This window comes from Labrenzia sp. ATLA3, from assembly GCF_057180185.1.
The window spans coordinates 175,137-200,483 of the sequence record NZ_JBXUKV010000001.1; the positions used below are offsets into that span (position 1 = coordinate 175,137).

Sequence of the window (25,347 nt, forward strand, 5' to 3'; positions counted from 1 at the left end):
GAAGGACCGGAAATTATGAGTGACATTACGGTTGAAAAAGTTACCAGCAAAATTAACTCGGTTGCCTACGAAAGCCTGGACAAGGCCATGCGGCTTACCAAGGATGCCGGCCACAGGCATCTCGAATTGCTCCACTGGCTTTATTATCTGATCCGGAACGAAAATTCCGACCTGTTTCATATTCTTCGCCATTTCGATGTCGATTTGAGTGCCGTTGACAAGGATCTGCAGGCTGCCCTCGCGGAACTGAAGATCAATCAAACCGAACTCCCCACAATGTCGAAGCCCTTTCGCGAAGCCTTGCAGGGAGCCTGGTTCGTTGGAACGCTTACCCACGGCGACTACAAGATACGGACAGCCTACGTGCTTCTTGCAATCCTTGGGGACGAGAGCACGCGGACGCAGCTTTTCCGGCTGTCTAAAGCTCTCAACAAGCTCAAGCACGATGAAATAGAGAGCCAACTGGATGCCATTGCCGGATCTTCCGGCGAAGTACGGGCCCGGCCAATCGATGGCTCCGGCCCTGTTCCCGGTTCAGCCTCCGGCGAGCCGGGATCGGAGCCCCTGTCCGCGGGCGGTCCTGGAGAAGATGCGCTCAGCCAGTTCACAGTGGATTTCACTGCCCGCGCACGCGCCGAGGAATTCGACCCAATCGTGGGACGGGACGAGGAAATTCGTCAGGTCATCGACGTCTTGATGCGTCGCCGCCAGAACAACCCAATCCTGACTGGGGAAGCCGGCGTTGGCAAAACGGCTATCGTTGAGGGCTTCGCGCAGAAAATTGTCGCCGGGGACGTTCCCCCTGCACTCTTGGGCACACGTCTTTGTGCCCTGGACCTTGGACTGCTTCAGGCTGGCGCCTCCATGAAAGGCGAGTTCGAGAAGCGGTTGCGTGCGGTGATTGATGCGGTTCACGGGTCCATCGTCCCGACGATTCTGTTCATTGATGAAGCGCACACGCTGATCGGCGCCGGCGGCGCAGCGGGAACAGGTGATGCCGCCAACCTTCTGAAGCCCGCGCTTGCGCGCGGCACACTCAGAACCGTCGCTGCCACGACCTGGTCGGAGTACCGACAGCATTTTGAAAAAGACCCGGCCCTGACCCGCCGTTTTCAGCCGGTTCAGGTTGATGAACCTGACGAAGAGAAATGCTTTGCCATGGTGCGTGGCCTTCTCGGCCCGATGGAAGATCATCACCAGGTTCGCATTCTGGACAGTGCTGTTCGCTCTGCCGTGTCGTTGTCCCACCGTTACATTCCAGCGCGCCAGTTGCCGGACAAGGCAGTGAGTGTTCTGGACACTGCCTCGGCACGGGTCAATATCTCGCAAGCCGCACAGCCCGCCCGATTGCTGGACCTGGTTGCAAGGAAAGGCTTTCTGGAGACCGAGAAAAAGGCCCTTACGAACGACGCCGAACTGGGCATGGAAAATCAGGAACAGCTCGACGCTCTTTCCGATGCGATTGCGGAAACCGAACGCGATATCGAGACTGTCCGCACGCAATGGGAAAACGAACGCAAACTTGTTGCCGGCATCCGGCGCCTGAATGCTGCACTCGCAAAGCTGCGCGGCGGTGATCCTGCGCCTCACCCGGAAAGCGAGGAAATCGAAGATCCGCAGGACGACAAGCCTGCTCTCGTTTCTATCGATGAGATCGAGCTTGATCTCGATGTCGACCTGACCAGCGAAGACGCCATTCGGGAAGCCCTCGTGGCCATGCGCACGGAGCTTTCAGAAATCCCGGAAGACGAGCGCATGGTTTATGCCTATGTCGACGATGAAGCTGTGGCCAGCATCATTTCCGACTGGACCGGCGTTCCTGTCGGCAGGATGGTGCAAGATGAAATGCAAACGATCCTTTCGCTCACGGACAGTCTCAACAAACGGGTGATCGGTCAGGCTCACGGGCTGGCGATGATCTCGAAGCGCATCGAAACCAGCCGTGCCCAGTTGGGCAATCCGGACAAACCCATCGGGGTGTTCATGCTGTGCGGTCCTTCCGGTGTCGGCAAGACCGAAACCGCGCTTGCGCTTGCAGAAACACTTTACGGTGGTGAAGAAAGCCTGATCACCATTAACATGTCGGAGTTCCAGGAAGCGCATTCAGTTTCCGGTCTTAAAGGCGCTCCTCCAGGATATGTAGGCTATGGCGAAGGCGGGCGGTTGACCGAGGCGGTGCGCCGCAAGCCTTATTCGGTAGTCCTCCTGGACGAGGTCGAAAAAGCTCACCCGGATGTTCATGAAATTTTCTTCCAGGTTTTCGACAAGGGCTGGATGGAAGACGGCATGGGCCGGAAGATCGACTTCCGCAACACCTTGATATTGCTGACCTCGAATGTCGGCACCGACATCATCATGAATGCGGCAAGCCATATGCTGGATGCGCCGGTTTCCAGTGATCCGGAACTCGCGGCGACTGACCCCAATGCACCCGATCCGGAAAAGCTTGCGGAGACCCTGAGACCAGCTTTGCTCGACGTGTTCCCCCCGGCCCTGCTCGGCCGTATCGTGACCATACCCTATTATCCGCTATCGCCTTCGATGCTCGGGTTTATTGTCCGGCTGCAGCTCAACCGCATTGTCAAACGGGTCAAGCAGAACCGGGGCGCCATGCTGAACTATGGTGAAGATGTTGTGAGTTACATCGTATCGCTGTGCCGCGATCCGGATAGTGGCGGGCGCATGATCGATAACATTCTGACCAACGATCTTCTGCCCAAACTCTCGCGCGCGTTCCTGACTGCGCAGATGAACGGTGAGGAGTTGAAAAGCGTTACCTTGAAGGCCACAGAGACCGGTATCGAAATCGAACCGGAAAGCTGATGGATCGAACAGAAAACGCCGGACAGGAATTTATACCTGTCCGGCGCTTCGAATCTGTGCGGTAGAAATTTCTCAGATTATTGAAAACCTGAAGTCAGCCACCGATCAGGACGGTGAAGTCACCCGTGGTAATCATCCCGCCCTTGAGTGTTGGGTCACCCATGCGTGCAGCCGGAAGTATTCCGAGGAAAACCGTCATAGACCCCATTACGATGGGATCAACATTTGCCGGTGGTGGACCGACACAGACACATAGATCCGTCATTCTCGCGGCAGGACGCATGCCGATCAGAACATTGATCTTGCAAGGTGGTGCGATCGGCAGTCCGGGAGGGACAGGCGTCATCGAACACATATGTAAGTCGCCCAGTCGGGCAGCTGGTTTTGTCATGGCGGCCTCGTGTGCTGTTACGCTCTTGCCAGAATGAACTTTCCTGCAAAAATTACTGGGACATGGATCACAGTCTGGTGCATTTCAGCGCTTGCGCAAGTCCTGTTTCATTGCGCACTCAGAATGTCGGCGATCACCGTCCGATAATCTTTAAGATCTTTGCTTCCGACAGACTGCGGTGAATCTGCTCCGGTTTCCATTTCGAAGGCCAGCGGATCTGTCGGTTCGCCGTTGTGCCTGATTTCAAAATGCAGGTGCGGGCCGGTGGAAAGTCCCGTGGTTCCCACATATCCGATCAGATCGCCAGCCTGGACAACCGATCCAAGCTGAATACCGTCGGCAAACTCATGCATATGCGCATAGCGGCTTGTGATGCCGCCCTTATGGGTGAGTTCAATGAAATTGCCGTAGCCTCCGCGGACATCACGGTAAGTGACCTTTCCGGAAAATGCCGCGTGAATCGCAGTTCCGGTGGGAGCTGCCCAATCGACCCCGGCGTGAAGGCGTTCGGTCTTCTTGATCGGATGAAACCTCAACCCGAATTTTGAGGTCAGGACACCTTTCACCGGCACAAGCATCGCACCCGACAGGCTGACCTTGCCGCCTTCGTTCACACAGGCAAAACCGCGATTGCCAGGTGCCTTGAGCACGTAGCAGCGAACTGACCAATCGTCTCCCCGCCGAACACCAGCAAAGAGCACCCTGCCACCACCACGCTTCTCGTCCCGGGCGGTGTCCGTGAAAACAAGCGTGACCCTTTCGTCCGGTTTGATCGCCCTCTTGAGGTCGGTCATCGGAGCGAGATACGCGATTGCCTCGCCCACGATAGAAGCGGGCACAGCATTGCGGACCGCAGTTGCATAAAGCCCGTCGATCAGGCGATGAGTGTTGGCAGGTTGCTTGGCCTCCTCACCCGAAGGTCTCTCCGCAACGATGGTCTTGCCGAACCAGGGATCGGCGCCAGCGACATAACCGTCCCCATCTCGGCCGACTGAATATGCAGCTGTCCCAAGGTATCCTTCGCGCGTGTAAATCGATAGCTGCACAGGCCGGTAGTAGTCGCCGATCCGGCCCAGCTTGTTCGGCATACGAACGCCACGTACGGCGATTTTATCGCCCACGATCAAATCAGCTTTATCAAAACGGTCCCGGACAAATTTCACCAGCGGCTCGAGGACCTCCTCGTCAAAGCCTTTGCCTTTTAGAAAGTCCTTGAGTGAGCCAGGCTTTTCCACCTCCTCGCGAACTTCGATCCGACTCCGTCCCTGGCCGATCGGACGCTCGGTCAGATAAAGGTTCAGCGTGTCGGTCGACGGTTTCAAGAACACCGGCAAGTCGGGTGAACTATCATCCGCAGGACGGGCGTCTTCTTCAACGACAATGCCCTCAGCCTCGTCGCCACCGCCGAAATTACCGAATTGAAAGTCCGCTTCGCTGCCAGGGGCCCGAATAACCAGATTGCCATCATCGTCCAGCATCTGACTGTCGAGAATGTACGCCGCGGCAGATGGCACTGATGCTGAACCGTCGCCGATTGCAGCAGCAGGTACCGGCCGTTCCGACAGATCGATGCGCCGGTTGGCAGCACCGTCTTTCAAGAGTACCGGGTCTCCTGCCAACGGAATGACGGCTGACAAAGCCATATCAAAAAACGGGTCAGCCGGGACGTCGAGATCCTCCTCGTTGGTCAGTGCCGCATTCTCACCCTCCTGTTCAAGGGGCTGGTCAGCGCCACCAGTGTCCTCAGGATCTTGTGGCGGAGCATTTTCCGTTTCCGAACTCCTCGCCAGCGTGTCGGCGGTTTGCTGCGGTCCTGCTTCCTCAGGCGGTGAGAGGGAAATCGCGCCGGTGGAAATCAGGTGCGCAATCCCTCCTGCAGCGCCGCCCAGCACGAGAAAGCCTATTGCCAGTGCGGCATAGAGAATCACGGGAGACCGTTTTGGAGCCGCTGCTTTTTCAGTTGAAGTGGCTGGCTTCTCCGACCCGTTGCCGGCAGAACTGGCTGCTGGAGGGCCCTTGTGCGACGGACGGATAACGGTCCTGTCAAACTCAGGGCGATTTGCACCCGGATTTTGGTTATCAGACCATTGGACCATAGTGAGACCTTAAGCGCAGCGCCTTAGCTGCTCAGGCTGCCGAAAACAGTTATCCGATCATGCCGGATGATTGGAAAAGATGCAAAAAATGCTGTGATTGAAGGAACTTCCTCAGGAACGTGGAAAGGTCACCAGCTTGCTCCTGCTCTGCTCTTCCCCGGCTTTCACCCGCGCATCTTCCGGCTCCATGTACATTTCAGGAAGGTCCAGGGTGTAAACACAAATGTCGGAACTGAGACCACGCAACTGCCCCCGCCAGATCTCCGAAACCGGATAGGACCCGGGCAGTTTCTCAGCGACCGTCTGGCTGACCGCCAGACGAACCTTCTGGTCCTTTGCAACGGATTCAACCCGGCTGGCCGTGTTGACGGTCGTTCCCATAACCGTGAAGGAACGGCGATGTTCGCCGCCAATATCACCGACCAGGACCGGTCCTGCATTCAGCGCAATACGCAAGTCCAGGGGCGGTTGACCGGTGATTTCCCGTAACCGGTCGAGCAGATTTATGATTTCTGTCGCGGCGTCGACGGCCGATTGTTCAGGGTGATCGACCGTATTGGGTGCGTTCCAGACCGCCATGATGGCATCGCCGATGTATTTGTCGATGTACCCCTGATGGGCGGTAATCACCTGCCCGATCCTGTCGAAACAGGAGTTTACCACGCGCACCACGTCCTGATCCGCGAGCTTCTCCGACATCTTGGTAAAGCCGACGATGTCGATGAAAGCCACGACAACATGCCTGGTCTCCCCTCCAAGCGCCGGCAATTGTTCTGAACTCGCCATCAGCTTGATGACATCGGGTGCAAGGTAGTGACCGAAGAGCCTGACCAGAGATCTTTGACGGCGTTGCAGGATGCCAACTTTTCCGACAGCGGCGACAACGGTTGCGGAGACAAAGGCAACCGGCGCGACACCCGGTGAAAGAAACATCCCAAATTCGATGCCGCCAAGGCTGACCCCGAGGCCGCAGAGTACACCGCCCACGACAACAAAGGGCAAAACGAACAATGGCAGGGAGAGGCCAGCAAGGGTGCCGATCACTGCGAACAGCACCGCAATAGCCGGAACAAACCCGGCAGGCGGCTCGGTCACGATCTCGCCAGCCAGCGGAGCACCGATGAAATCGGCCAGTACGAACACACCAGCCGTTTGAGGCTGCACCCGAGGCCGTCCGCTTGGTCCTGTTTCCGCCTGCTCGCCTGCGTTATGCGGCAGAAAACGGTCGGAAAACAGGTGCTCGTCTTCATAAGGCAGCAGCCCGCCAAACAGCACGATACGACCTTCGGCAAACCGGGCCAATTCCTGTCTGCCTTCCTCACTTTCCAAAAGCTGCAAGACATCGATCAGGGAAAGATATGGAATGGAGGTTGCCAAGCGGGCTGAGGGAACCGGAATGTAGGTTTCAGTGACCTCTGCCTCCGCAATGCCGAGCAGCGCATCGATCAAATGGGGTGAGGCGCCGAGAGGCAACTGCGGCTCGTGCCGTCTCACCACACCGTCGCTATCCGTCGATACGATGACCGACCTCACCCCTCCCTCACCGGCCGCAGCGGAAAACATGCGTTGGGGCACGCCTATTTCGGTATGCGCAATAAAGACCTTGCCCCGGTTCTGATAGAGAAACCGCTGAAATGGCTGGTCAAACCCTTTCAACCTTGCTTCGCCGGTGCTGGGATCCACAAAACCATCTGCGCTGTAGGCGAACACGAAATCATAGCCCAGCGCCACTGCCCCGGCGTTCAACATCGCTTGCCCGGCTTCCGCCAGAACCGGGGTCATCAGAACCCGCGGTATAGGCGCCAGCCGGTCGGAGTTGAGGGCTTTTTGGTCAAGACCGACCACCACCACAGGCGCAGGTTCTGCCTGCTCCTTATTGTGCAAGAGGGCCTTGATCTGGAACAGGCGGTCTGTCACCCACCCTTCCCAGATGGCCTTTTGGGCGGATAAACCGATGGCGATGCCAGCCCCCACCGCAACGAATGCGATGAGAAAGATGAGCTGCTTTCGTCCCATGGCTGCGTCCGCAAATCGGCCGCCAAATATCATTTCACGATGACGACAGCGGTTTTCCGTCCGACCTGGACCGGGTCTATGGTGATCGTACGCATGACGACACCATAGTCTGGTGCCTTGCCCTGCAGGAACAGCTCAACTTCAACGGCCTCGTCTTCCGGCTCGCGGTCAGGCATGTCGGTGAGGATGTTGTCGAGCATGTCGAAGCGTTTGGGTTCGCCTCCACCGAAGGAAACGAAGACAGTGTCGTATTGATCGCGCAACTTGTTGTCGAAACGCAGCATCAGTGACGCGGCTTTCTTGTTTTCCAACGTCAGGCCACGGAGCGTAACAGTCAGGCCTTTGTCTGCCTTCTCGCTTTCGGTTCCGCTGTCGGCCTGCAGGCAGTTGCCTGCCCTTAGAACCTGTTGCTCAGATCCTTCGGTCGTATAGCCCTCGGAAGATACCTTCAGGACACCTGCCTGAATCCTTACTTCCTGACACGCCGAATAATCGAGCAGATCGACATGTCCATCGGTACCGAGCTCCACGACATCGCCGGGCTTAAGTTCTGTGAATGCGGACACATCAACATCTTCCGACTTGTCGAGCACAAGCGCGATCGGGTCGGCAAGTGCAGAACCCGCAGACACTGCGAACATCATACCGGCGAAAGCACAAGTGCTCCGCAGACTTCGCCTTGAACAGGCATGCTTCAAAATCTTTTTCATGAAAGGCTCCTGATTCCCTGGTCTTTCCAATGCGCCCGGCCATTATGTTGCTGCCTGGCGCTGACTATTTTTCGATATTACCAGAGCATGGCGAAATGAGTGTGGCCATGGTCACAAAAATTCATTTCAGCCGCAACGGGATAGTAGTCGATCCCAAACCTTAGCCGGCAGGCTGCGTATAGACACCTGCGATACCAACGGCATCGGCATTTTGCTTGATCAACTCCAGCAATTTAGGGGTCAGTTCGGCGCTCAGAGGTGTACCGTCCAGCGCAGACAACACACCGACCAATTGAGGCATCGGTTTAGATGACCGCACCATGATGATGTGATCGGCACCGAACGGCAAGGCCGCTCGCAGATTCAGCACGTAGGGCCTTTCCGCCTCGACCATGGTGTCTTTACCCAGCGGGTCCGCCTTCTTGTTGGGCGCAAGCAGACGCAGCGTGCCATCTGCCTCCAGTGCGAACACGGCCATATTCCCTGCCTGGTCCGAGGTAAGTCCAACCTTGAAGGGATCGCCTTCGGGTATATGACCGACAGAGGGCTGGAGCGTTCCTTCGATAGGCTGCCGCTCTCGGGACAAGGCATAAAGATCGGCAAGAAAGCCCCATTTGGTCACGACGTCCGCAAACCGGTCGATATTTGCCGCCTTGCCACGCAGCACCACGTCGCCGAATTTTGTCAGGACGTCACCTTCCTCCACATCCCAGAACAGATCCGCCGTTCCATCCTCAACCACTTTCAAGCGGCCTTCCTGTTTGTGGGCAAGTTGCTGCAACGCCGGCGTGGCCTTGTCCGTGCTTGCGGACAGGGTCAACACACCTGCTTCCTGTACAAAAAGCTGCTGGTTGACGCGTGGCAGGACAGCGGCGCGGCTTTGACTGCTGATGCTCAGGCTGGGCGACTGGCGGCCTTCCGTGGCAACCCGCACGGTTTCCTTCAGAAACAGGCTAAGCTCCTCCATGGATATTCCGCCATCGCGATCGAGATCTGCCCTTCCCTCAACACCCCGCGCAAATGCCCAGCTCAGCGCACCACGCGGTTCTCCGCCGATCAGCAATTCAGGGATCACCTGTCCGTCGACCGTAGCTCCGACATAGATGACATTGGGAAGGTCCTGAACGTCCCCGGACTGGGGCGCGTTTTCGGCCAGCATGGGGGGAAGAGCTTGAGAGCGCAGGGCATCGTTCTCGAATGGAGGCAGACCGACCAGCCGTGTTCCCAACTTCGTGATACGAGGGTCCACAGACCGGGTCATTGTTCCCGAATGGCAGCTGTCGGCAAGGACCAGCACATTGCGCCCTCCTGCGGCCCGAAGCATTGCAGCGATATCGTCGTCTCTCAGTCTTTCGCCATTTCCCGGAGCAGAAGTGTCAAAGCCAGCAAGAAGAAACACTTCATCCATGCCGTCTTCTTCCGAACCCTTTACCCATTCGGGCTCCTGGGCTCCATGCCCCGCGTAGGACAAAACAAGAACATCGTCAGAATCGGATCGGGAAATCATGTCTTCCCAGGAAGACAGGATGGCCTGCCTGGACGCATCTTCATCGAATAACGCGGTCAGATCGGTAACACCGGCGGCGGTCAATGTTTCGGCAATGTCTCTGGCGTCATTCACGGCCCCTTTCAAAGGCGATACATGCTGATAGGCATCCACGCCAATGACAAGCGCACGCCACTGCCCGGCATCGGCAGAAGTGCTGAAGCTCACTGCAAGGAAAAACAGGCCGCACAGTCTGGCCCAGACATCTCGTCTGGTTGCCAGGCCAATTGAAACATACATCGGTGTTACCTTTTCTGCGCTAGGTCAGCCCCAGCTACCACCGCCACCTCCGCTCGGGCCGCCACCGCCGCCACCGCCGCTGCCTCCGCCGCTATTGCCACCCCCGCTGTTGCCACCGCCGCCACTATTACCACCGCCGCTGTTGCCGCCGCCGCTGTTGCCACCGCCATTGTCGTTATCGCGTGCGGTTGGGTCGTTGATCGGGTCGTACGTGGGTCTGGATGCCCGAGTGCTCGTTGAAGGAGCTGATACTGGCTGCGTTACTGTCTGCGGAGCCGGGTTTTGCTGTGTCTGGCATCCTGCGAGCATCAGTCCGAGCACTCCGGTGACCGGCAATAAGTACAAAAAGGCTTTCACCTGACTATCTCCCTCAGTGATTAAAACAGATCATATCTGGGACGATCCTGTTCCCACTGATGCTTGATCAGTGCAATCAGGGCTTCGTCGCCTTCGGTAGGCGAGCGTCCCGATTCTTTGAAAAACTCCGCAAGGGCCTCACGGGTTTTCCGGCCAGGCTGACCATCGACCGGACCCGGATCGAAACCAAGGTCAGTCAGGGTTTGCTGCAGCACCTTCGCCTTGAGGTTTTTCCCCGCTTCGCCGAGAGCTTTCCTTGCCTGGTCCGCAGCCTGCGAGGAAGGTTCGACAGCCACTGCCATGGCCAGCATGCGAACACGGTCCTTCCCGGCAGCTTCTCCATTCTTCTGGCCGAGCATCCACGCAGTGTTGAACGCGCCCCAGGGGTCTCCACGCTGGGCGCTCTCGCGGAACCAGCGCGTCGCCTCTTCGTCGTTTTTCTCTACACCCTGACCGTTGTAATAAAGCAGTCCGATGGCGGTCCCTGCGGCGGGATGGCCACCTTCGTGCGCTTTCATGAACCAGCCAAGTGCCGCTTCATAATCCTGCGGCACGCCTTTGCCATCGCGATAGAGAGTTCCCACGTTCAGGAAGCCGTAAATGTCATCCCGCGATGCCGAGCGATTGTAGTAATAAACGGCACGGTCGATGTTTTCTTCCACGTGCTGGCCATTGAGATAGAACCCACCGATGGCATTGAACGAGAACGTGTGCCCTGCTTCCACCGATTGAAGCAGTTTCTGCAGCCCGTCCTTTTCGTTTTGTGCGGTACCCTCGCCCTTGATTTCAGCCATTCCAAGGGAATGAAGCGCATAGGCGTCGCCGCGCTCCGCAGCCTTGCGATAAAGTTCGACGGCCTTCTTGCGGTCACGGTCAATGCCGGCGCCCAGAAAATACATCCGGCCCAGCACCTGGCCTGCCCGGACGTGCCCCATCTGGTAGGCCTGTTCAAAGTAGCCGATTGCCTTCTGCAGGTTACCGTCGGCAAATGCACCACGGCCACGCTGGAAAACGAAACGGCCAATCTCCGGATAAGATGCCATCGCGTCCGCACAGGCTGCATCCACTGCAGCCGCATCCAGATCATTTGCCAGACGTCCTTCCGTCACGGCCTGCAGATCGAACGGCTGAGTTGCCAGGCGGTCGCATTGCGTGACGCGGGGCTGCACTATCTGCGTAATGGTTTGAGCTGCCTCGCCTTCGACAGCTGGCAATTCCAGAGCAAATTTCTGCGCTTCGCGTTCGCTGCCGATCTGCGGGCGAACAGTCAACGACGCAAGTGCAGAGACAGGGAACCTGTCGCCAGCCTGCAGAAGACGGCTGTCGGAAGAAAGCTGCAGATCGGTATCGACCGAAACGACCTTCAGCCACTCGCTGGTGGCCGGCAGATCTTGAACCGGAGCTTCCGGATAGACAGGTACAGCGCCAACACCGATGTCAGCTTCAACCGCGCCCTTGGACGCCGCGTTTTCAAGCCATGCTAAAAGGGCCTCAAGCCGCTTGGTGCGGTTTTCATCCGGCTTGTTGTTCTGAACCGGCGCTTCAGCCTGCGCCACGGTAATTGAGGCGATCGCCGACGCTGCCCCGCCCCATTGGTCTTCCACCTCGTAGGAAATCAGTTCCACGTCGCCTGGCTGGGAACCTTCCGGGACGAACTGGAGACTGGCAAGCTGTGCCGCGTCGATTACGTCACCTTCGGCAACGGCCCTTCCGCTGGGAAGCTTCAGGGACCCCTTTTCAGGAACCAGGGTGAGCTTCGCCTTGAGCCATCCGCCTTCGGGCTGGACCGGTTCGGGTATTCCAATCGGCACGGGATCCGCGGATGCCGGGACACTCACTCTATGATGGGCCGTCACGATCGGCGCCGGCTTGGGCGGCACGAAGTAGAAACTGGTGACGAGTGTAGAATCCTCATACGGGATCTGCTGCCCGCCGGTCTTGCGCACCACATCGTCCCGAACCTTGGTCATCAGGTCCTTGATTTCGAGCGCCGGATCGAGCGCATTCTCGACCACCGAGGATGTGAACGGACTCAACGGACCTTTGCCGTCATAGGCAACCTGACCCGGACGCGTTGCGTAGGAAATGAAAGTGCCGAGCTTGTTCGGAATCCGGCGTAGCCCTCTGGTCTTGCCGAGCGAGTATTCTTCCTCACCCCAAAAAAGACTGGCGATTTCGAACGGATTGTCACGACACGCATCCAGCATGACGATTTGCAGGCTCGACGCCGCCTTCATGTAGTCGAGGAGATTGGAAACGTTAAGGCTTTCGAACTCCAGATCATATTGAGACGATAGCTTCGCATCGACGGGAAGAATGAAATTGGCGTCGCCAACCTGCAGCGCGTGACCTGAGTAATAGAACAGAGCGGTATCGCCATCATTCAGCTCACGAAGGAAGCGGCGGACGACCTGCTCCAGATCCTTTTTGTCCAAGTTGGTGCCGACGGTAACGTCGAAGTCCGCTTCCCGGAGGATCCTGGCGATTTCCGTTGTGTCCTTGACGGGATTGTCCAGTGGCGTGACATACTGGTAATCCTGATTACCAATGACCAGCGCTACTCTCCTGCCGTCGTCGGTTTGAGCGTTCACATCAGTGGATGGAAACGCAAGAGCAATGCCGACCGGAAGGCTCAAAAGCCCAATCCTGACAGCTTTCTTCAATTTAACGGCCGGTTTATTGGGGCTCACTAATTTGCCAAACTGAGTGGCTAGAGCTCGATAATCCCTGCGTTGCATAACATCCTCAGCGTTAATATTCGCGCACAACTGTAGCGCGAGAGGAACTGCATGTCTGTGACAAGACTCACATAGAGGCGCTTCCAACTTCAAAGCATGCGACGTGCCCAACAGCCAGATAACCTAGGGGAAAGTGACGCACACTTGCAATGCCGAAACAAGGGAGACGGCGTTCGCAATGGACGCCAGCTTATGTAAGTACGGCTAAAATCCGTTTCTGGTGCAAGTGTTTCTTTTCATTCCGAGTCATCCTACCCTGAGACAACTGCCTGCAAATTCTTCGGAGGCCAGATGACTGACGCATTCAGGATTCGCCAACTGACTGACAACGAGATCCATATCCCGCTGGAGCTGGCTATGGAGGAAGGATGGAATCCTGGACTGGAAGACGGGGCAGCCTTTTTCAAGGCAGACCCGAACGGGTTCTTCGCCGGCGAAATTGACGGCAAGCTGATCAACGTCATATCCGCTGTGCGCTACGGCGAGACATTCGGTTTTATCGGACTTTACATCTGCAAGCAGGAATTCCGGACCATGGGCTATGGCCACCGGATATGGGCCCATGCGATGGAATACCTGAGACCGAGGGTTATCGGGCTGGATGCGGTCAACGAGCAAACCGCAAGTTATGCCCAGCATGGCTTCAAGTCCGTGTACCGGAACATTCGTCATGCGGGTATTTCGATGTGCGATACCCCCATGGACCCACGCCTTGCGCCGCTCGGCCATGGCCTCTTTCCCGGCATCAGGGATTACGACCGGCGCTTTTTCCCCGAAGAACGGACTGAGTTTTTGAAAACATGGGTTGCGCCCATGCTGGAAACACGCCGCGGCTTTGCATTTGTTGAAGATGGCCATGTGAGGGGCTACGGCGTGATCCGCCAGTGCCATGAAGGCTTCAAGATCGGGCCGCTGTTTGCCGATGAACCGGAAATCGCCGACACCCTCTTCCGCACGCTCGCCGGCCAGGTCAAAGGACAAACCGTTATCCTGGATACGCCCGAGCCCAACGCCGCAGCGCTGCTGATGGCAGAGAAATACGAGCTGTCACCGGAATTCGAAACCTTCCGGATGTACCGCGGCCCGGTTCCCGATCTGCCGCTTGACCAGCTCTATGGCATCACGACATTCGAACTGGGTTGAGGCCGCGGACGGCCCCACCCTTCTGCTCGTTCAATCAATGTTCGACGGACTGATAGGCGAGAATGGCGCCGGCAAGATCTTCCAGGGCAGCGCCGACGGATTTGAACATGGTGATCTCGTCGTCGCTCTGCCGGCCAGGGTGTTCGCTGCGGCAAAGCTCGTAAAGATCAGCCTTGATTTCGCCTGGCGTCAACAAACCGGACTTGATCGGCTGCACGATATCGCCGCCTTCAGACAGGCATCCGTCTCGCGTATCGACAAAGATCTCGGCTCGTTTGATCAGATCATCGTCACTCTCACGCATGCTCGGCTTGAAGGCCCCAACCAGATCGACATGCGTGCCCGGCTTTAATACAGCCCCCTTTATCAGCGGCTCTGAGGAAAGTGTCGCAGCGCTCACGATATCCGCTTCCTCGAGCGCTTCTTTCAAACTTGCTGCAGTCCTGAGCTTCACCGGAAACTGTTCGGCCAGCGAACGCACGAGTTCGTCGGTCTTGTCTCTGGACCGCCCCCAGATGGTGACTTCGTCGATGGAACGAACGGCCATGTGCGCGGCGATGAGGTTGGGCGCGAGCCGTCCCGTCCCCAGAACCAGCAGGTGCCGCGCGTCAGAGCGCGCCAGATAACTGGCAGCCAGTGCCGAAGCGGCCGCGGTGCGGCGGGCAGTCAGTTCACCGCCGTCGATCAATCCAAGCATTTCCCCGGTCCGGGCATCGGACAACAGATATTGCGCGGAAATAGCAGGAAGATTTCGTTCTGAATTGCCCGGAACCACGTTGACCACTTTCACCCCAGCGTAGCCTCCCGGTACCCAGGCCGGCATCAACAGCACTGTTGCATCCGGTTCTCCGGGCACTTCCATGTCATGATGATGACGTGTCGGCATCACGCAGCCCGACCGGAACATGTTTGCCAATGCGTCTATCAAATCAGGAAATGGCAACGCATCGCGGGTCTGGTTTTCGGTCAAAAGCAGCATGTTGGGCCAATCTGTTGAGAGTTAACTTTTAAGGATACAAATCACATTCGCGAGAGCAGTCCAAGTAAAAGACTGATTGAAATCTATGTGGCGCCGAAATTTCAGGACAAATCAAAGATCATCATCACGTAAGCGGCGAAAAGTGCCAGATGGACAGCGCCCTGGAGATAATTCGTTGCCTTGCTGCCGAACGTCAGCAAGCTGATGAACAGGGTTAGAACAAGCAAGATGATTTCAGCAGGTTCCAGTCCAAGTTCTATTTTCAAACCGGTGACCCATCCAACGAGAAGAACGGCAGGTACTGTCAGACCGATAGTTGCCACGGCAGAGCCGAGACAAATATTCACAGCGCGCTGCAACTTGTTTTCGCGGGCGGCCTGAAGAGCACTGAGACCTTCGGGCATCAAGACGAGAGCTGCGACGATAAAGCCGCTCAGCGCCAGCGGCGCTCCAAGGCCTTCGATGCCGAATTCGACATAGAGCGCGAGCTTCTTTGACAGGAGAATGATCGGCAGCAGAGAAGCAAGCAAACCAACGATGTGAAACGGCATTGACCGGACGACTACAGGATGATGCCCCTCCTCTTCGCCGTCGAGATCAGGCTGCCGGAAAATATCACTGTGCGTGACCGTCTGGATCGCCAGGAAGACGCCGTAAAGCAGCAAGGACATGCTGACATCGAACACCGATTGCAACGGAGATAATTCTCCACCGGGCGCCGAGTGGGTAATGCGCGGCAGCACCAGCGCAAAAATGGCAAGCGGGACCAGAACCGACAGGAATGCATTTGCACCCTGCAGGTTGTAGGTCTGGTTCTTGTGACGCAGACCTCCCGCCAGAAGACACACCCCAACCAGTCCGTTGAGGACGATCATCACCACCGAGAACATTGTGTTGCGCGCCATTGTCGGCACGGCGTCTCCCGACAGCATAACCGCAACGATCAGCGCAACCTCGATGCCGATGACAGCCAGTGTCAGAATCAATGTCCCGAAGGGTTCTCCGAGGAGTGTTGCCAGGCATTCCGCATGCCGGACAACCGAAAATGCGCACCACATCACCGTCACGAAAATGACTGCAAGCAGCAACAGCGATGGGACGATCCCGATTGTTTCCGGTTTTAACACATCGCCCGAGAAGATGAAGGCAGCGAAGACCGCGAAACCTGCGAAGCTAGGCAATTCCGATTTTAGGCTGGTCACAAAGAAACCCGATTAAGAAATGAAAGCATTGAGAACACACTATAGGCCGCTGCGACTACCTTCAATCAATCCCCGCAAACAAAAAAGACCGGCGCATTGCGCCGGTCGATTATCCCTAAATACTTCGGCGGGTCAGATCGCCAGGTATTCCTGACGCAAGTCGGCATTGTCGAGGACATCCTGTGCCGATCCATCGAACACAACTTCGCCCATGTCAAGGATGACAGCCCTGTCCGCCAGATGAAGCGCGGCAATCGCGTTCTGCTCGACGATTATGGTCGTGATTCCGAGATCCTTCACGCCTTCAAGAATGCGCTCGATCTCCTGAACGATCACCGGTGCAAGACCTTCGTAGGGCTCGTCCAGCAACAGCAGCTTGATGTCGCGTGCAAGAATACGCGCAACGGCCAGCATCTGCTGTTCGCCGCCGGACATGGTGATTGCTTCTTGCGACCGGCGTTCTGCCAGGCGGGGAAAATGCTCGTAGATTCGCTCGATAGACCAGCCAACAGGCTCGGCGATCTGCGACAGTTCCAGATTTTCCTGAACTGTGAGCCCCGGAATGATGCGTCTGTCTTCCGGCACAAGGCCAACACCCTGACGGGCTGCCTGATAGCTCTTCATGGAGTGGAGCGGCTTGTGATCAAGCCAGATCTCGCCATGCTTTAGTTGCGGATCGTCCATGCGGGCGATCGCACGCAATGTCGAGGTCTTGCCAGCACCATTACGGCCAAGAAGAGCGAGAATCTCGCCTTCGCGAATGTCAAAGCTGACACCCTGAACAATATAGCTTTCGCCATAGTAGGCATGCAGATCCCACGCCGAGAAAAACGCCGGGGCCCCGCCTTTTGATTTGCGCGGCGGCACGCCGGGAGCGGATCTGCCGCTGAACTGATCGTCTATTAGGGTCACAGATGCGCTCCTCCGAGATAAGCTTCCTGCACGCGCGGATCCCCTTTGATTTCTTCGGGTTTGCCTTCCGCAATGATCGTTCCCTGTGCGAGCACGGTCACCTTGTCGGCCAGCGAGAACACGACATGCATGTCATGTTCGATGACCACCTTGGTGATACCGCGACCGGCAATACGTTTCAGAAGATCGATCGTGTTGTTCGTGTCGGCACGGGACATGCCCGCAGTCGGTTCGTCGAGAAGCAGAAGCTTCGGATCCTGCGAGAGGCACATGGCCAGTTCAAGCCGGCGCTTGTCACCTCGTGACAGGGAACCTGAGATGACGTCCTTCTTCTCCGCCAGACCAACGTCCTCCAGCATGTGGAGCGCCTTGTCCTGGATCTCCGCATCCCCATCGAGCCGCTTGAACGGTCGCAGCGAAAACTGGCCGTCACGCTTGGCCATCGTTGGAATGATGACATTTTCCAGGAGAGTGAGTTCCGCGAAGATTTCCGGTGTCTGGAACACCCGCGATACCCCGACCTGGTTGATCTCGTAGGGCTTCATGCCTGTCAGCGAGACATTACCGAACTTGACGGTGCCCGTATCCGGCACCAACCGGCCAATCATGCAGTTCAGGAAGGTCGACTTGCCTGCACCGTTCGGTCCGATGATCGCGTGAACTGTGCCCTGCTCAACTGAAAAGTTGACATTGTTGAGAGCTCTCAAACCGCCGAACGACTTGTTGACGCCCTCTACACGTAGGATTTCCATTTTCTTGTTCCTTACTCTGCAGGGGCCGTTGCGCGGTTCGGCTCGGACTTGCCGGACGACCGCTTGAACAGCTTGCCGATCCTGGACACGCCTTCCATGATGCCACCAGGCAAGAAGATAACGATCAGCATGAAGAGAACACCGAGCGTGAGATGCCAGCCTTCACCGACGAACAGGCCTGCAACGGAAATGACCGGCCCTTCGATAAAATCCGGAAGGAAACTGAAAATCTCGTGCAGGGTCTGCTCGTTGAAGGCTGAGAAGATATTCTCGAAATACTTGATCAGGGCTGCACCGAAGATTGGACCGAGCAATGTGCCCGCACCGCCGAGAATGGTCATGAGAACAACCTCCCCGGACGCGGTCCACTGCATGCGCTCAGCACCTGCGAGCGGATCCGTGATGCACATCAAAGCTCCGGCGAGGCCTGCATACATGCCAGAGATCACAAACGCCGCCAGTGTGTAGGGACGCGGATTGAGGCCGGTGTAGGTCATGCGGTTCTGGTTGGTCTTCACGGCGCGCAGCATGATGCCGAAAGGCGAACGGAAGATCCGCTGGGCGATGAAGAAGCCAATCAACAGGATGACTGCGCAGAAGTAAAACCCGCCCCACCCGGTCATATCAATTCCGAACAGGTTTGCGATCAACGGCCCTTGTTCAGCGCCCTTGCCATCAAACAGGCGTGGGTCGCTACGCAGAACACGCAGGCCGGTTTCGCCGTTGGTGATCGGTGTCAGAACCGAATAGGCCAGATTGTAAGACATCTGGGCAAACGCCAGCGTCAGGATCGAGAAGTAGATGCCCGACCGGCGCAGCGAAACGTAGCCAATGCCAAGCGCGAAGATACCGGACGCGATGATCGCCATGATTGCGGCAGGGACCGGGTTCATTCCAAGCAGCTTGAACGTCCAGACCGCGGTATATGACCCGACACCCAGAAAGGCTGCGTGACCGAAGGACAGGTATCCCGTCAGACCGAACAGAATGTTGAACCCGGTTGCAAAGAGACCGAAGATTGCAAACTTCTGGAGAAGATCGGGATAACCGGCGCCGATAGGCGCGAGCCAGATCGGCATGGTCAGCACCGCGACAGCGAAGACCGCAAAGAGGATGTAGTCGCGTGCAGGAGATGTTTTTGCTGACATTTCTTAGTTCTCCATGACGCCCTTGCGGCCCATCAGCCCGCGCGGACGCACGAGAAGAATGACCACGGCAACGAGATAGATGATGATCTGATCGATGCCAGGCAGGATGGCCTTGATTTCGTTCATCGACGCGAAGGACTGCAGGATGCCAAGCAGGAAACCTGCAGCAACCGCACCCGGCAGCGAGCCCATGCCACCAACCACCACCACGACGAAGCTGAGGACAAGGAAGTCCATCCCCATGTGATAGTCCGGAGGCAGGATCGGCGTATACATGACCCCGGCCAGACCGGCGACCACGGCAGCAATCGCGAAAACAATGGTGAAACGGCGTTCGATGTTGATGCCGAGCAGCCCGACCGTATGGCGGTCAGCCATGCCGGCACGCACGACCATGCCGAATGTGGTGAATTGCAGAAAGGCAAACACGGCCGCGACGACTGCGCCTGCAAAGGCAAGATAGACCATGCGCCAGTAAGGATAGACGATCACACCTGGATCCATACCGAGGGCAGCGCCAATGTCTGCGGCACCCCGCACAGCGTCGGGCGCTGCTTGCGGGATCGGGTTGGCCCCGAAAATCGACTTGATGATTTCCTGAAGGACAATGGCCAGACCGAACGTAACGAGGATCTGATCGGCATGCGCCCGGTTATAAAAGTGCTTGATCAGGCCACGTTCCATGATGAAGCCGAAAAGCAGCATGACGGGAATGGCAAGCAGGATGGAAAACGGCACCGAGTAATTGAGAACCCAGTGACCGAAATCGCCGAGATAAGCTTCAATGTACGGGGTCCGAATCTCGAGAGGAGTGCCCCAGGCCGTTGTCTTGGTCGGGTCCGTGGTCACGATCTCCAGGCTGAGCAGCTTGTTGAACGTTACCGCGCAGAACGCACCCAGCATGAACAAGGCACCGTGCGCGAAGTTGACGACCCCGAGGGTTCCGAAAATCAGGGTCAGCCCGAGAGCGATCAGCGCATAGGCTCCGCCCTTGTCCAACCCGTTCAGCAGTTGAAGAATAATCACATCCATGGTTTTGCCGCTATCTGCTGCGTCACTTGCCTCTTGATAAGCAGCAGCCGCCGGCGGAGACCCTCCGGCGGCTGCAAACGTTCAAGGGCTTATGCGCCGTTGTTGCACGCGCCGAGTTCGCCACCGAGCATCTCTGCCGGGTATTCAACCTGCGAACGCGGAGTGATTTCCACCACTTCCAGAAGGTCGAACTGGGAGGTCGGGTTTTCCTTACCCTTCACAACCAGAACGTCCTTGAAGCACTGGTGGTCTGCGGCGCGATAAAGTGTCGGGCCGTTGCCCATGCCGTCGAATTCGAAACCTTCGAGGGCTGCGGCAATCGCGCAGGGATCGAACGTGCCTGCCCGCTGCGCAGCATCGGCATAAAGCAGTGTCTGCACGTAGCAGGTGTGGGCAGCCTGGCTCGGCGGGAAGCCGTATTCCTGGCCGAAGGATTTCACAAAAGCCTTGGAACCTTCATCCTGCAGCGACCAGTGCCAGTTGGTGGAACCGAAGATGCCCTTCACGTTATCACCGGCACCCTGTGCCATCAGGCGGGAATACAGCGGAACGACAATCACGAACTCCTTGCCGTTGACCTGCTTGTCACGCAGACCGAACTGAACGGCCTGGGTCAGGGAGTTCACCATGTCCTTGCCGTAGTGGTTCAGGACCAGAACGTCGGCACCGGAGTTCAGAACCGGCGTGATGTACTGCGAGAAGTCACCTGCGCCAAGCGGCGTACGTACGGCAGCTGCCGTCTCCCAGCCCATGCCTTCGGTGTACTTCTTGATGGATTCTTCCTGAGACCAGCCCCAGGTGTAGTCGGCGGTCAGATGATAGGCCTTGCGGTCGGTGCCATAGGCGTTCTTCAGCACCGGAGCCAGCGCAGCGCCGGACATTTCAGTATTGAAGAAGTGCCGGAAACCGTTCTTGCGCTTGTCCTTGCCGGTGGTGTCGTTGGAGTGGGTCAGGCCGGCCATGAAGATGACGCCAGCTTCCTGGCAGAGCGACTGCACGGCAATCGCCACGCCGGAGGACGAACCACCGGTAATCATGACAGCGCCGTCTTTTTCGATCATGCGCTTTGCGGATGCACGGGCCGCATCGGATTTGGTCTGCGTGTCACCGGTTACGAAGGCAACCTTCTTGCCATTGACGCCGTTGCCCTGAAGCTCCTTGGACGAGAAGGTGTTCAACAGGCCGCCGTCGCCTTCACCGTTCAGGTGTTTCACAGCCAACTGATAGGCCCGCAGTTCGTCTGCCCCTTCGTCGGCGTAAGCGCCGGTCTGCGGAACGTTGAAGCCAAGAACGACTTCAGCGCCGGTCGGCTCGTTGAGATAACCGGCAGACCATGCGCGGCTTGTGAAAATGGTCGGTGTTGCCAAAGCGGCACCGCCCAGAGCACCAGCGCGCAAAATGGAGCGACGATTGAGGGGTTTACGAATAAAGCTCATACTTTCCTCCCAGAAAGGCGTTGCGTGCCCACCTCGGGCACGCCTGCAATAGCTGTACAGCTGCAAGCAATTCCGGCTTTTTCCCGTGTGGGAACCCGATTCCTCCGAACCAAAACTGCAAGCTGCAATGACTGTAAAAAATTCATCTACAAAACAGCAATACGACTATCGGATCGACTAGCCCCAAACAGTCATTATACTTTTGAAGTATTTTCAGCGAATACACGATTTTTCTATCGATCAATTTTGCATTGCATCATTTTTAATATTGTTCAAATTCAGCTACTTGCGCCTCTCTTTTACCGCAATGCAAAATTACCTTAACGGAAGAAGTCAAAATTCCAAGAATTCAAGGCGTTAGACCAAAGTGCAATGCCATATGAAGGTCCGAGTGCCTCCGGTGCAAAATTGACGGTGACCAATCCGGACGGATAAGCTGCGGCCCTCGCCTTCTTTTGCGCAAACCGCCCGGATTCACTTACATGAGCATCCTCACCTCCCTTGAGGACCTTCACGCACATTACGGCACGGCCGGTGAAGCGTCCCTAGTCAAGGAAATCGACCACCTGAGCCCAGCTTACCGAACCATTATTGAAGCGTCGAGCTTCTGCACGCTCGCAACCAGCGGGCCAGAAGGGCTGGATTGTTCTCCGCGCGGAGACGACGGAATGGTTGTCAGGATAAGAGATGACCGGACCCTGCTGATGCCCGACAGGCGCGGAAACAACCGGATCGACTCACTGCGCAATATCGTTCGCGATCCGCGCGTCTCGCTCATGTTCATGGTGCCCGGCTGGAACAACGTTCTGAGGATCAACGGCAAGGCGGTCGTCTCTGTCGACGAAGACCTTATCGCCAGCTTCGAAAAGGAAGGCCATTTGCCGCGTTCCGTCATCGTCGTCACGGTCGGCTCTGTCTACTTTCAATGTGCCCGGGCGATCATGCGCGCCGGTCTTTGGGCCCCCGAGAACAGAATTGCCAAGGGAGATCTACCGACACCCGGTGCAATCATGCAGGAAATCAAATCAAGTTTCGATGGCGAAACCTATGATCAGGAATGGCCTGAGCGTGCGAAAACCTCCATGTGGTAGAAATCTCCAGGCCTTTGCAGCCGCATCAACCAACCGGCAACACACATAGCAGAGGTCTTCACCTTTCCAGGCTTTCCATACTGAACGCTGCCGGCGTGGGCTCGATCGAAAATTTGGCAGCCAAGTGCTTGGAACCGGCATTAAACTACGCCATATGTCGCTCACATCTCTCTTGCTACCTTCCGAGGCTCAAATGACCGCGAATCCGCTTCTTGCCGACTGGACCACACCGTTCGACCTGCCGCCCTTTGAAGCCATCGCTCCAGAGCACTTCGAGGAAGCGTTCGACGTTGCCATGGCAGAAGCCCAGGCAGACACCGACAGGATTGCCAACCAGGATGCGCCGCCGACATTCGAGAACACCATTGTCGCTCTCGAAACCTCGGGAAAGACGCTTACGAAGGTTGCAAGAACGTTCTTCAACCTGAGCGGCGCCCATACCAACGAGGCTTTGCAAAAGATCGAACGCGACGTCGCACCCAAACTTGCCAAGCACTCATCGGAAATGCTGCTGAACTCCAAGCTGTACAGCCGTATCGAGGCGCTGTGGGAACAGAGGGATACGCTCGGCCTCAATGCCGAGGATGCACGCGTTCTGGAGCGGTATCAGAAAATGTTTCAGCGCGCCGGAGCTGGTCTCGACGAGGCGGGCAAGGCACGGATGGCGGAAATTTCGCAAAGGCTCGCCACCCTCGGCACCAACTTTTCCCAAAACGTTCTCAAGGATGAGGCAGACTATCAGCTTGTTCTGGAAACCGAGGAAGACCTTGCCGGACTGCCGGACTTTCTGCTGACGTCGGCTGCCGAAGCTGCAAACGAACGCGGCTTGGATGGAAAACACCTCATCACGCTTTCCCGATCTTCTATCGAGCCCTTCCTGCAGTTTTCCACGAACCGGCGCCTGCGCGAAGAAGCCTTCAAAGCCTGGTCTGCCCGCGGCGAAAACGGAGGCCAGACAGACAACCAGGCCATTATCATCGAAACGCTCAAGCTACGGGACGAGAAAGCCCGGATGTTGGGTTTCAAGAATTTTGCGGAATTCAAGCTCGACGACACGATGGCCAAAACGCCTGACAATGTCAGAGGTTTGCTCGAAAAAGTTTGGGAACCGGCTGTCGCCCAGGCCAGGGAAGAAGAAGCCAAGCTGGCGGAAATGGCACGCAGTGCCGGCGAAAACCATTCGATAGAAGCCTGGGACTGGCGCTTTTATTCAGAAAAAGTCCGCAAGGCGGAGCACGATCTGGATGAAACGGAACTGAAGCCATATCTGCAGCTTGAAAACATAATCCAAGCCGCCTTTGACACCGCAACGCGTCTCTTCGGGCTTTCTTTCAAAGAACTGAAAGACGTGCCGGTCTACCATCCCGATGTTCGGGTGTTTGAAGTTTTCGACAAGGATGGCGAACATGTGGGTCTCTTCCTTGGAGACTATTTCGCACGTTCATCGAAACGGTCCGGTGCCTGGATGAGTGCTTTCCGCTCACAGCACAGGCTGGAGGGCGACGTCACGCCGATTATCGTCAATGTGATGAACTTCTCCAAAGGCGCCAAGGGGCAGGCCACACTCCTGACCTTCGATGACGCCCGCACGCTGTTTCACGAGTTTGGTCACGGCCTTCACGGGCTTCTGTCGAACGTCACCTACCCGATCATCTCGGGCACCAGCGTTTCGCGCGATTTCGTCGAGTTGCCGTCGCAGCTTTACGAACACTGGCTGTCCCAGCCCGAAGTGCTTTCGAAATATGCAGTTCATTACAAAACTGGCGAGCCGATGCCTGAGGCGCTTCTCGACAAGCTGCTCGCTGCCGCCAATTTCAACCAAGGTTTTGCAACTGTCGAATACACCGCTTCCGCACTGATGGATCTCGAACTGCATCAGTTGGACGCGACATCTGAACTCGATATTGCAGCCTTTGAAAAGGAAGAGCTCGGCAAGATTGGCATGCCGCGTGCCATCACGATGCGGCATCGCATTCCGCACTTTCAGCATGTCTTTTCGGGCGATGGTTATTCTGCCGGGTATTACAGCTACATGTGGTCGGAAGTCATGGATGCGGATGCTTTCGAAGCCTTCGAGGAGAAGGACAATGTGTTCGATCCGGAAACGGCAGAAAAACTGCTGACTCACATCTACTCTGCCGGTGGCCGACAGGACCCGGAAGCTGCTTACCTGGCATTCCGGGGCAGAGCTCCCCGAATTGATGCTCTTCTGGAAAAGCGCGGGTTCGCCGCCTGATCAACTCATAATCATTGCTCGCCGGGTCAACTCGGCGGGCAAATTTTTCCCAAGCACCGGACATCACCATTATGCAGCCACAGGCCATCGCAACTGCCCCAATGCTCAGAGTGGGCCTGATCCTGGCCGGCATCCTGGGTGCTGGCGGTGTCGTGAGCCTGGCGCTTTCCGCCCATGCCAACGCATCGAGCCTAATCGAAACCGTCGCACATATGCTTCTGTTTCACGCGCCGGTCATTCTGGGTCTCGGCCTACTCGCTCAAGTTCGGCGGGTGCCGCTTCTTCCCGTCGTTCTGGCGTTGCTTGCTGCCGGCCTCACCCTTTTCTGTGGTGATCTGCTGATGCGCGCCTTTCTGGAAAGGCGCCTCTTTCCGATGTCCGCTCCGATCGGCGGCATGATGGTGATCCTTGGATGGCTGGTGCTCGCGCTCTGTGCTTTACGTGTTCGACCCAAGTGACTAAAAGCCATCTGGTAAGTTATTCCAGGTAAAACCAGACC

At 56.9% G+C, this 25,347-nt stretch carries 19 protein-coding genes; 5 read left to right on the top strand and 14 right to left on the bottom strand.

The genetic code is table 11. The features are described 5' to 3' along the window. Window positions 1-15 precede the first annotated feature (15 nt). Complete coding sequence (tssH, locus tag AC2A6O_RS00830; protein WP_148587090.1) at window positions 16-2,823, top strand: type VI secretion system ATPase TssH; 2,808 nt, start codon at window positions 16-18, stop codon at window positions 2,821-2,823. Between the two features lie 94 nt (window positions 2,824-2,917). On the opposite strand, the gene AC2A6O_RS00835 is transcribed toward tssH, so the two are convergent. The 7 genes from AC2A6O_RS00835 to AC2A6O_RS00865 all read right to left on the bottom strand — a co-directional run bounded on the left by AC2A6O_RS00835 (window position 2,918) and on the right by AC2A6O_RS00865 (window position 12,815). Then, window positions 2,918-3,214: a PAAR domain-containing protein gene (locus AC2A6O_RS00835; RefSeq protein ID WP_148587091.1), complete on the bottom strand. Its 297-nt coding sequence runs from the start codon at window positions 3,212-3,214 to the stop codon at window positions 2,918-2,920. Between the two features lie 107 nt (window positions 3,215-3,321). Further along, window positions 3,322-5,142, bottom strand: a complete 1,821-nt coding sequence (locus AC2A6O_RS00840; RefSeq protein ID WP_498925371.1) for a M23 family metallopeptidase — start codon at window positions 5,140-5,142, stop codon at window positions 3,322-3,324. Window positions 5,143-5,421: 279 nt separating this feature from the next. Next, complete coding sequence (locus tag AC2A6O_RS00845) at window positions 5,422-7,326, bottom strand: adenylate/guanylate cyclase domain-containing protein (RefSeq protein WP_498925372.1); 1,905 nt, start codon at window positions 7,324-7,326, stop codon at window positions 5,422-5,424. A 29-nt stretch (window positions 7,327-7,355) separates the two neighbouring features. Then, on the bottom strand, window positions 7,356-7,967 hold the full coding sequence (locus tag AC2A6O_RS00850) for a hypothetical protein (RefSeq protein ID WP_498925906.1): 612 nt from the start codon (window positions 7,965-7,967) through the stop codon (window positions 7,356-7,358). Between the two features lie 229 nt (window positions 7,968-8,196). Beyond that, window positions 8,197-9,822 (bottom strand): caspase family protein, encoded by a 1,626-nt coding sequence (locus tag AC2A6O_RS00855; RefSeq protein ID WP_498925373.1) that lies wholly within the window; start codon window positions 9,820-9,822, stop codon window positions 8,197-8,199. Between the two features lie 24 nt (window positions 9,823-9,846). After that, window positions 9,847-10,179: a hypothetical protein gene (locus AC2A6O_RS00860; RefSeq protein WP_498925374.1), complete on the bottom strand. Its 333-nt coding sequence runs from the start codon at window positions 10,177-10,179 to the stop codon at window positions 9,847-9,849. A 20-nt stretch (window positions 10,180-10,199) separates the two neighbouring features. Further along, a complete protein-coding gene (locus AC2A6O_RS00865; protein ID WP_498925375.1) occupies window positions 10,200-12,815 on the bottom strand; it encodes a caspase family protein in 2,616 nt (871 codons plus the stop codon). A 393-nt stretch (window positions 12,816-13,208) separates the two neighbouring features. Here AC2A6O_RS00865 and AC2A6O_RS00870 point away from each other — a divergent pair, with 393 nt between their 5' ends. Then, window positions 13,209-14,060: a GNAT family N-acetyltransferase gene (locus AC2A6O_RS00870; protein ID WP_498925376.1), complete on the top strand. Its 852-nt coding sequence runs from the start codon at window positions 13,209-13,211 to the stop codon at window positions 14,058-14,060. A 34-nt stretch (window positions 14,061-14,094) separates the two neighbouring features. Here the strand turns inward: AC2A6O_RS00870 and lhpI are convergent, their stop codons facing one another. The 7 genes from lhpI to AC2A6O_RS00905 form a co-directional block, all read right to left on the bottom strand. Continuing rightward, a complete protein-coding gene (gene lhpI, locus AC2A6O_RS00875) occupies window positions 14,095-15,039 on the bottom strand; it encodes a bifunctional Delta(1)-pyrroline-2-carboxylate/Delta(1)-piperideine-2-carboxylate reductase (RefSeq protein ID WP_498925377.1) in 945 nt (314 codons plus the stop codon). A 101-nt stretch (window positions 15,040-15,140) separates the two neighbouring features. Next, window positions 15,141-16,241, bottom strand: a complete 1,101-nt coding sequence (locus tag AC2A6O_RS00880; RefSeq protein ID WP_498925379.1) for a calcium:cation antiporter — start codon at window positions 16,239-16,241, stop codon at window positions 15,141-15,143. Between the two features lie 132 nt (window positions 16,242-16,373). Further along, window positions 16,374-17,153 (bottom strand): ABC transporter ATP-binding protein, encoded by a 780-nt coding sequence (locus AC2A6O_RS00885; RefSeq protein ID WP_148587099.1) that lies wholly within the window; start codon window positions 17,151-17,153, stop codon window positions 16,374-16,376. Continuing rightward, window positions 17,150-17,905, bottom strand: a complete 756-nt coding sequence (locus AC2A6O_RS00890; protein WP_148587100.1) for an ABC transporter ATP-binding protein — start codon at window positions 17,903-17,905, stop codon at window positions 17,150-17,152. Before AC2A6O_RS00890 ends, AC2A6O_RS00885 begins: the two co-directional genes overlap by 4 nt. 11 nt (window positions 17,906-17,916) lie before the next feature. Next, window positions 17,917-19,053: a branched-chain amino acid ABC transporter permease gene (locus tag AC2A6O_RS00895; protein WP_148587101.1), complete on the bottom strand. Its 1,137-nt coding sequence runs from the start codon at window positions 19,051-19,053 to the stop codon at window positions 17,917-17,919. A 3-nt stretch (window positions 19,054-19,056) separates the two neighbouring features. Then, window positions 19,057-20,085, bottom strand: coding sequence for a branched-chain amino acid ABC transporter permease (locus AC2A6O_RS00900; protein ID WP_148587102.1), 1,029 nt, complete (start codon window positions 20,083-20,085; stop codon window positions 19,057-19,059). 89 nt (window positions 20,086-20,174) lie between these two features. Then, window positions 20,175-21,521, bottom strand: a complete 1,347-nt coding sequence (locus AC2A6O_RS00905) for a substrate-binding protein (protein WP_498925380.1) — start codon at window positions 21,519-21,521, stop codon at window positions 20,175-20,177. Between the two features lie 482 nt (window positions 21,522-22,003). Between AC2A6O_RS00905 and AC2A6O_RS00910 the strand changes: the two genes are divergently transcribed. The 3 genes from AC2A6O_RS00910 to AC2A6O_RS00920 all read left to right on the top strand — a co-directional run bounded on the left by AC2A6O_RS00910 (window position 22,004) and on the right by AC2A6O_RS00920 (window position 25,306). After that, the gene (locus AC2A6O_RS00910; protein ID WP_498925381.1) at window positions 22,004-22,612 is read left to right on the top strand and encodes a pyridoxamine 5'-phosphate oxidase family protein; all 609 of its coding nucleotides are present in this window, start codon (window positions 22,004-22,006) and stop codon (window positions 22,610-22,612) included. 193 nt (window positions 22,613-22,805) lie between these two features. Further along, window positions 22,806-24,848: a M3 family metallopeptidase gene (locus AC2A6O_RS00915; protein WP_498925382.1), complete on the top strand. Its 2,043-nt coding sequence runs from the start codon at window positions 22,806-22,808 to the stop codon at window positions 24,846-24,848. 71 nt (window positions 24,849-24,919) lie between these two features. Then, window positions 24,920-25,306: a DUF423 domain-containing protein gene (locus tag AC2A6O_RS00920; protein WP_498925383.1), complete on the top strand. Its 387-nt coding sequence runs from the start codon at window positions 24,920-24,922 to the stop codon at window positions 25,304-25,306. Window positions 25,307-25,347: the final 41 nt, after the last annotated feature.

Coding starts and splice junctions, on each gene's coding strand:
- tssH (WP_148587090.1), top strand. CDS start 16: ATGAGTGACATTACGGTTGAAAAAGTTACCAGCAAAATTAACTCGGTT.
- AC2A6O_RS00835 (WP_148587091.1), bottom strand. CDS start 3,214: ATGACAAAACCAGCTGCCCGACTGGGCGACTTACATATGTGTTCGATG.
- AC2A6O_RS00845 (WP_498925372.1), bottom strand. CDS start 7,326: ATGGGACGAAAGCAGCTCATCTTTCTCATCGCATTCGTTGCGGTGGGG.
- AC2A6O_RS00850 (WP_498925906.1), bottom strand. CDS start 7,967: ATGTTCGCAGTGTCTGCGGGTTCTGCACTTGCCGACCCGATCGCGCTT.
- AC2A6O_RS00855 (WP_498925373.1), bottom strand. CDS start 9,822: ATGTATGTTTCAATTGGCCTGGCAACCAGACGAGATGTCTGGGCCAGA.
- AC2A6O_RS00870 (WP_498925376.1), top strand. CDS start 13,209: ATGACTGACGCATTCAGGATTCGCCAACTGACTGACAACGAGATCCAT.
- lhpI (WP_498925377.1), bottom strand. CDS start 15,039: ATGCTGCTTTTGACCGAAAACCAGACCCGCGATGCGTTGCCATTTCCT.
- AC2A6O_RS00890 (WP_148587100.1), bottom strand. CDS start 17,905: ATGGAAATCCTACGTGTAGAGGGCGTCAACAAGTCGTTCGGCGGTTTG.
- AC2A6O_RS00895 (WP_148587101.1), bottom strand. CDS start 19,053: ATGTCAGCAAAAACATCTCCTGCACGCGACTACATCCTCTTTGCGGTC.
- AC2A6O_RS00900 (WP_148587102.1), bottom strand. CDS start 20,085: ATGGATGTGATTATTCTTCAACTGCTGAACGGGTTGGACAAGGGCGGA.
- AC2A6O_RS00905 (WP_498925380.1), bottom strand. CDS start 21,521: ATGAGCTTTATTCGTAAACCCCTCAATCGTCGCTCCATTTTGCGCGCT.
- AC2A6O_RS00910 (WP_498925381.1), top strand. CDS start 22,004: ATGAGCATCCTCACCTCCCTTGAGGACCTTCACGCACATTACGGCACG.
- AC2A6O_RS00915 (WP_498925382.1), top strand. CDS start 22,806: ATGACCGCGAATCCGCTTCTTGCCGACTGGACCACACCGTTCGACCTG.
- AC2A6O_RS00920 (WP_498925383.1), top strand. CDS start 24,920: ATGCAGCCACAGGCCATCGCAACTGCCCCAATGCTCAGAGTGGGCCTG.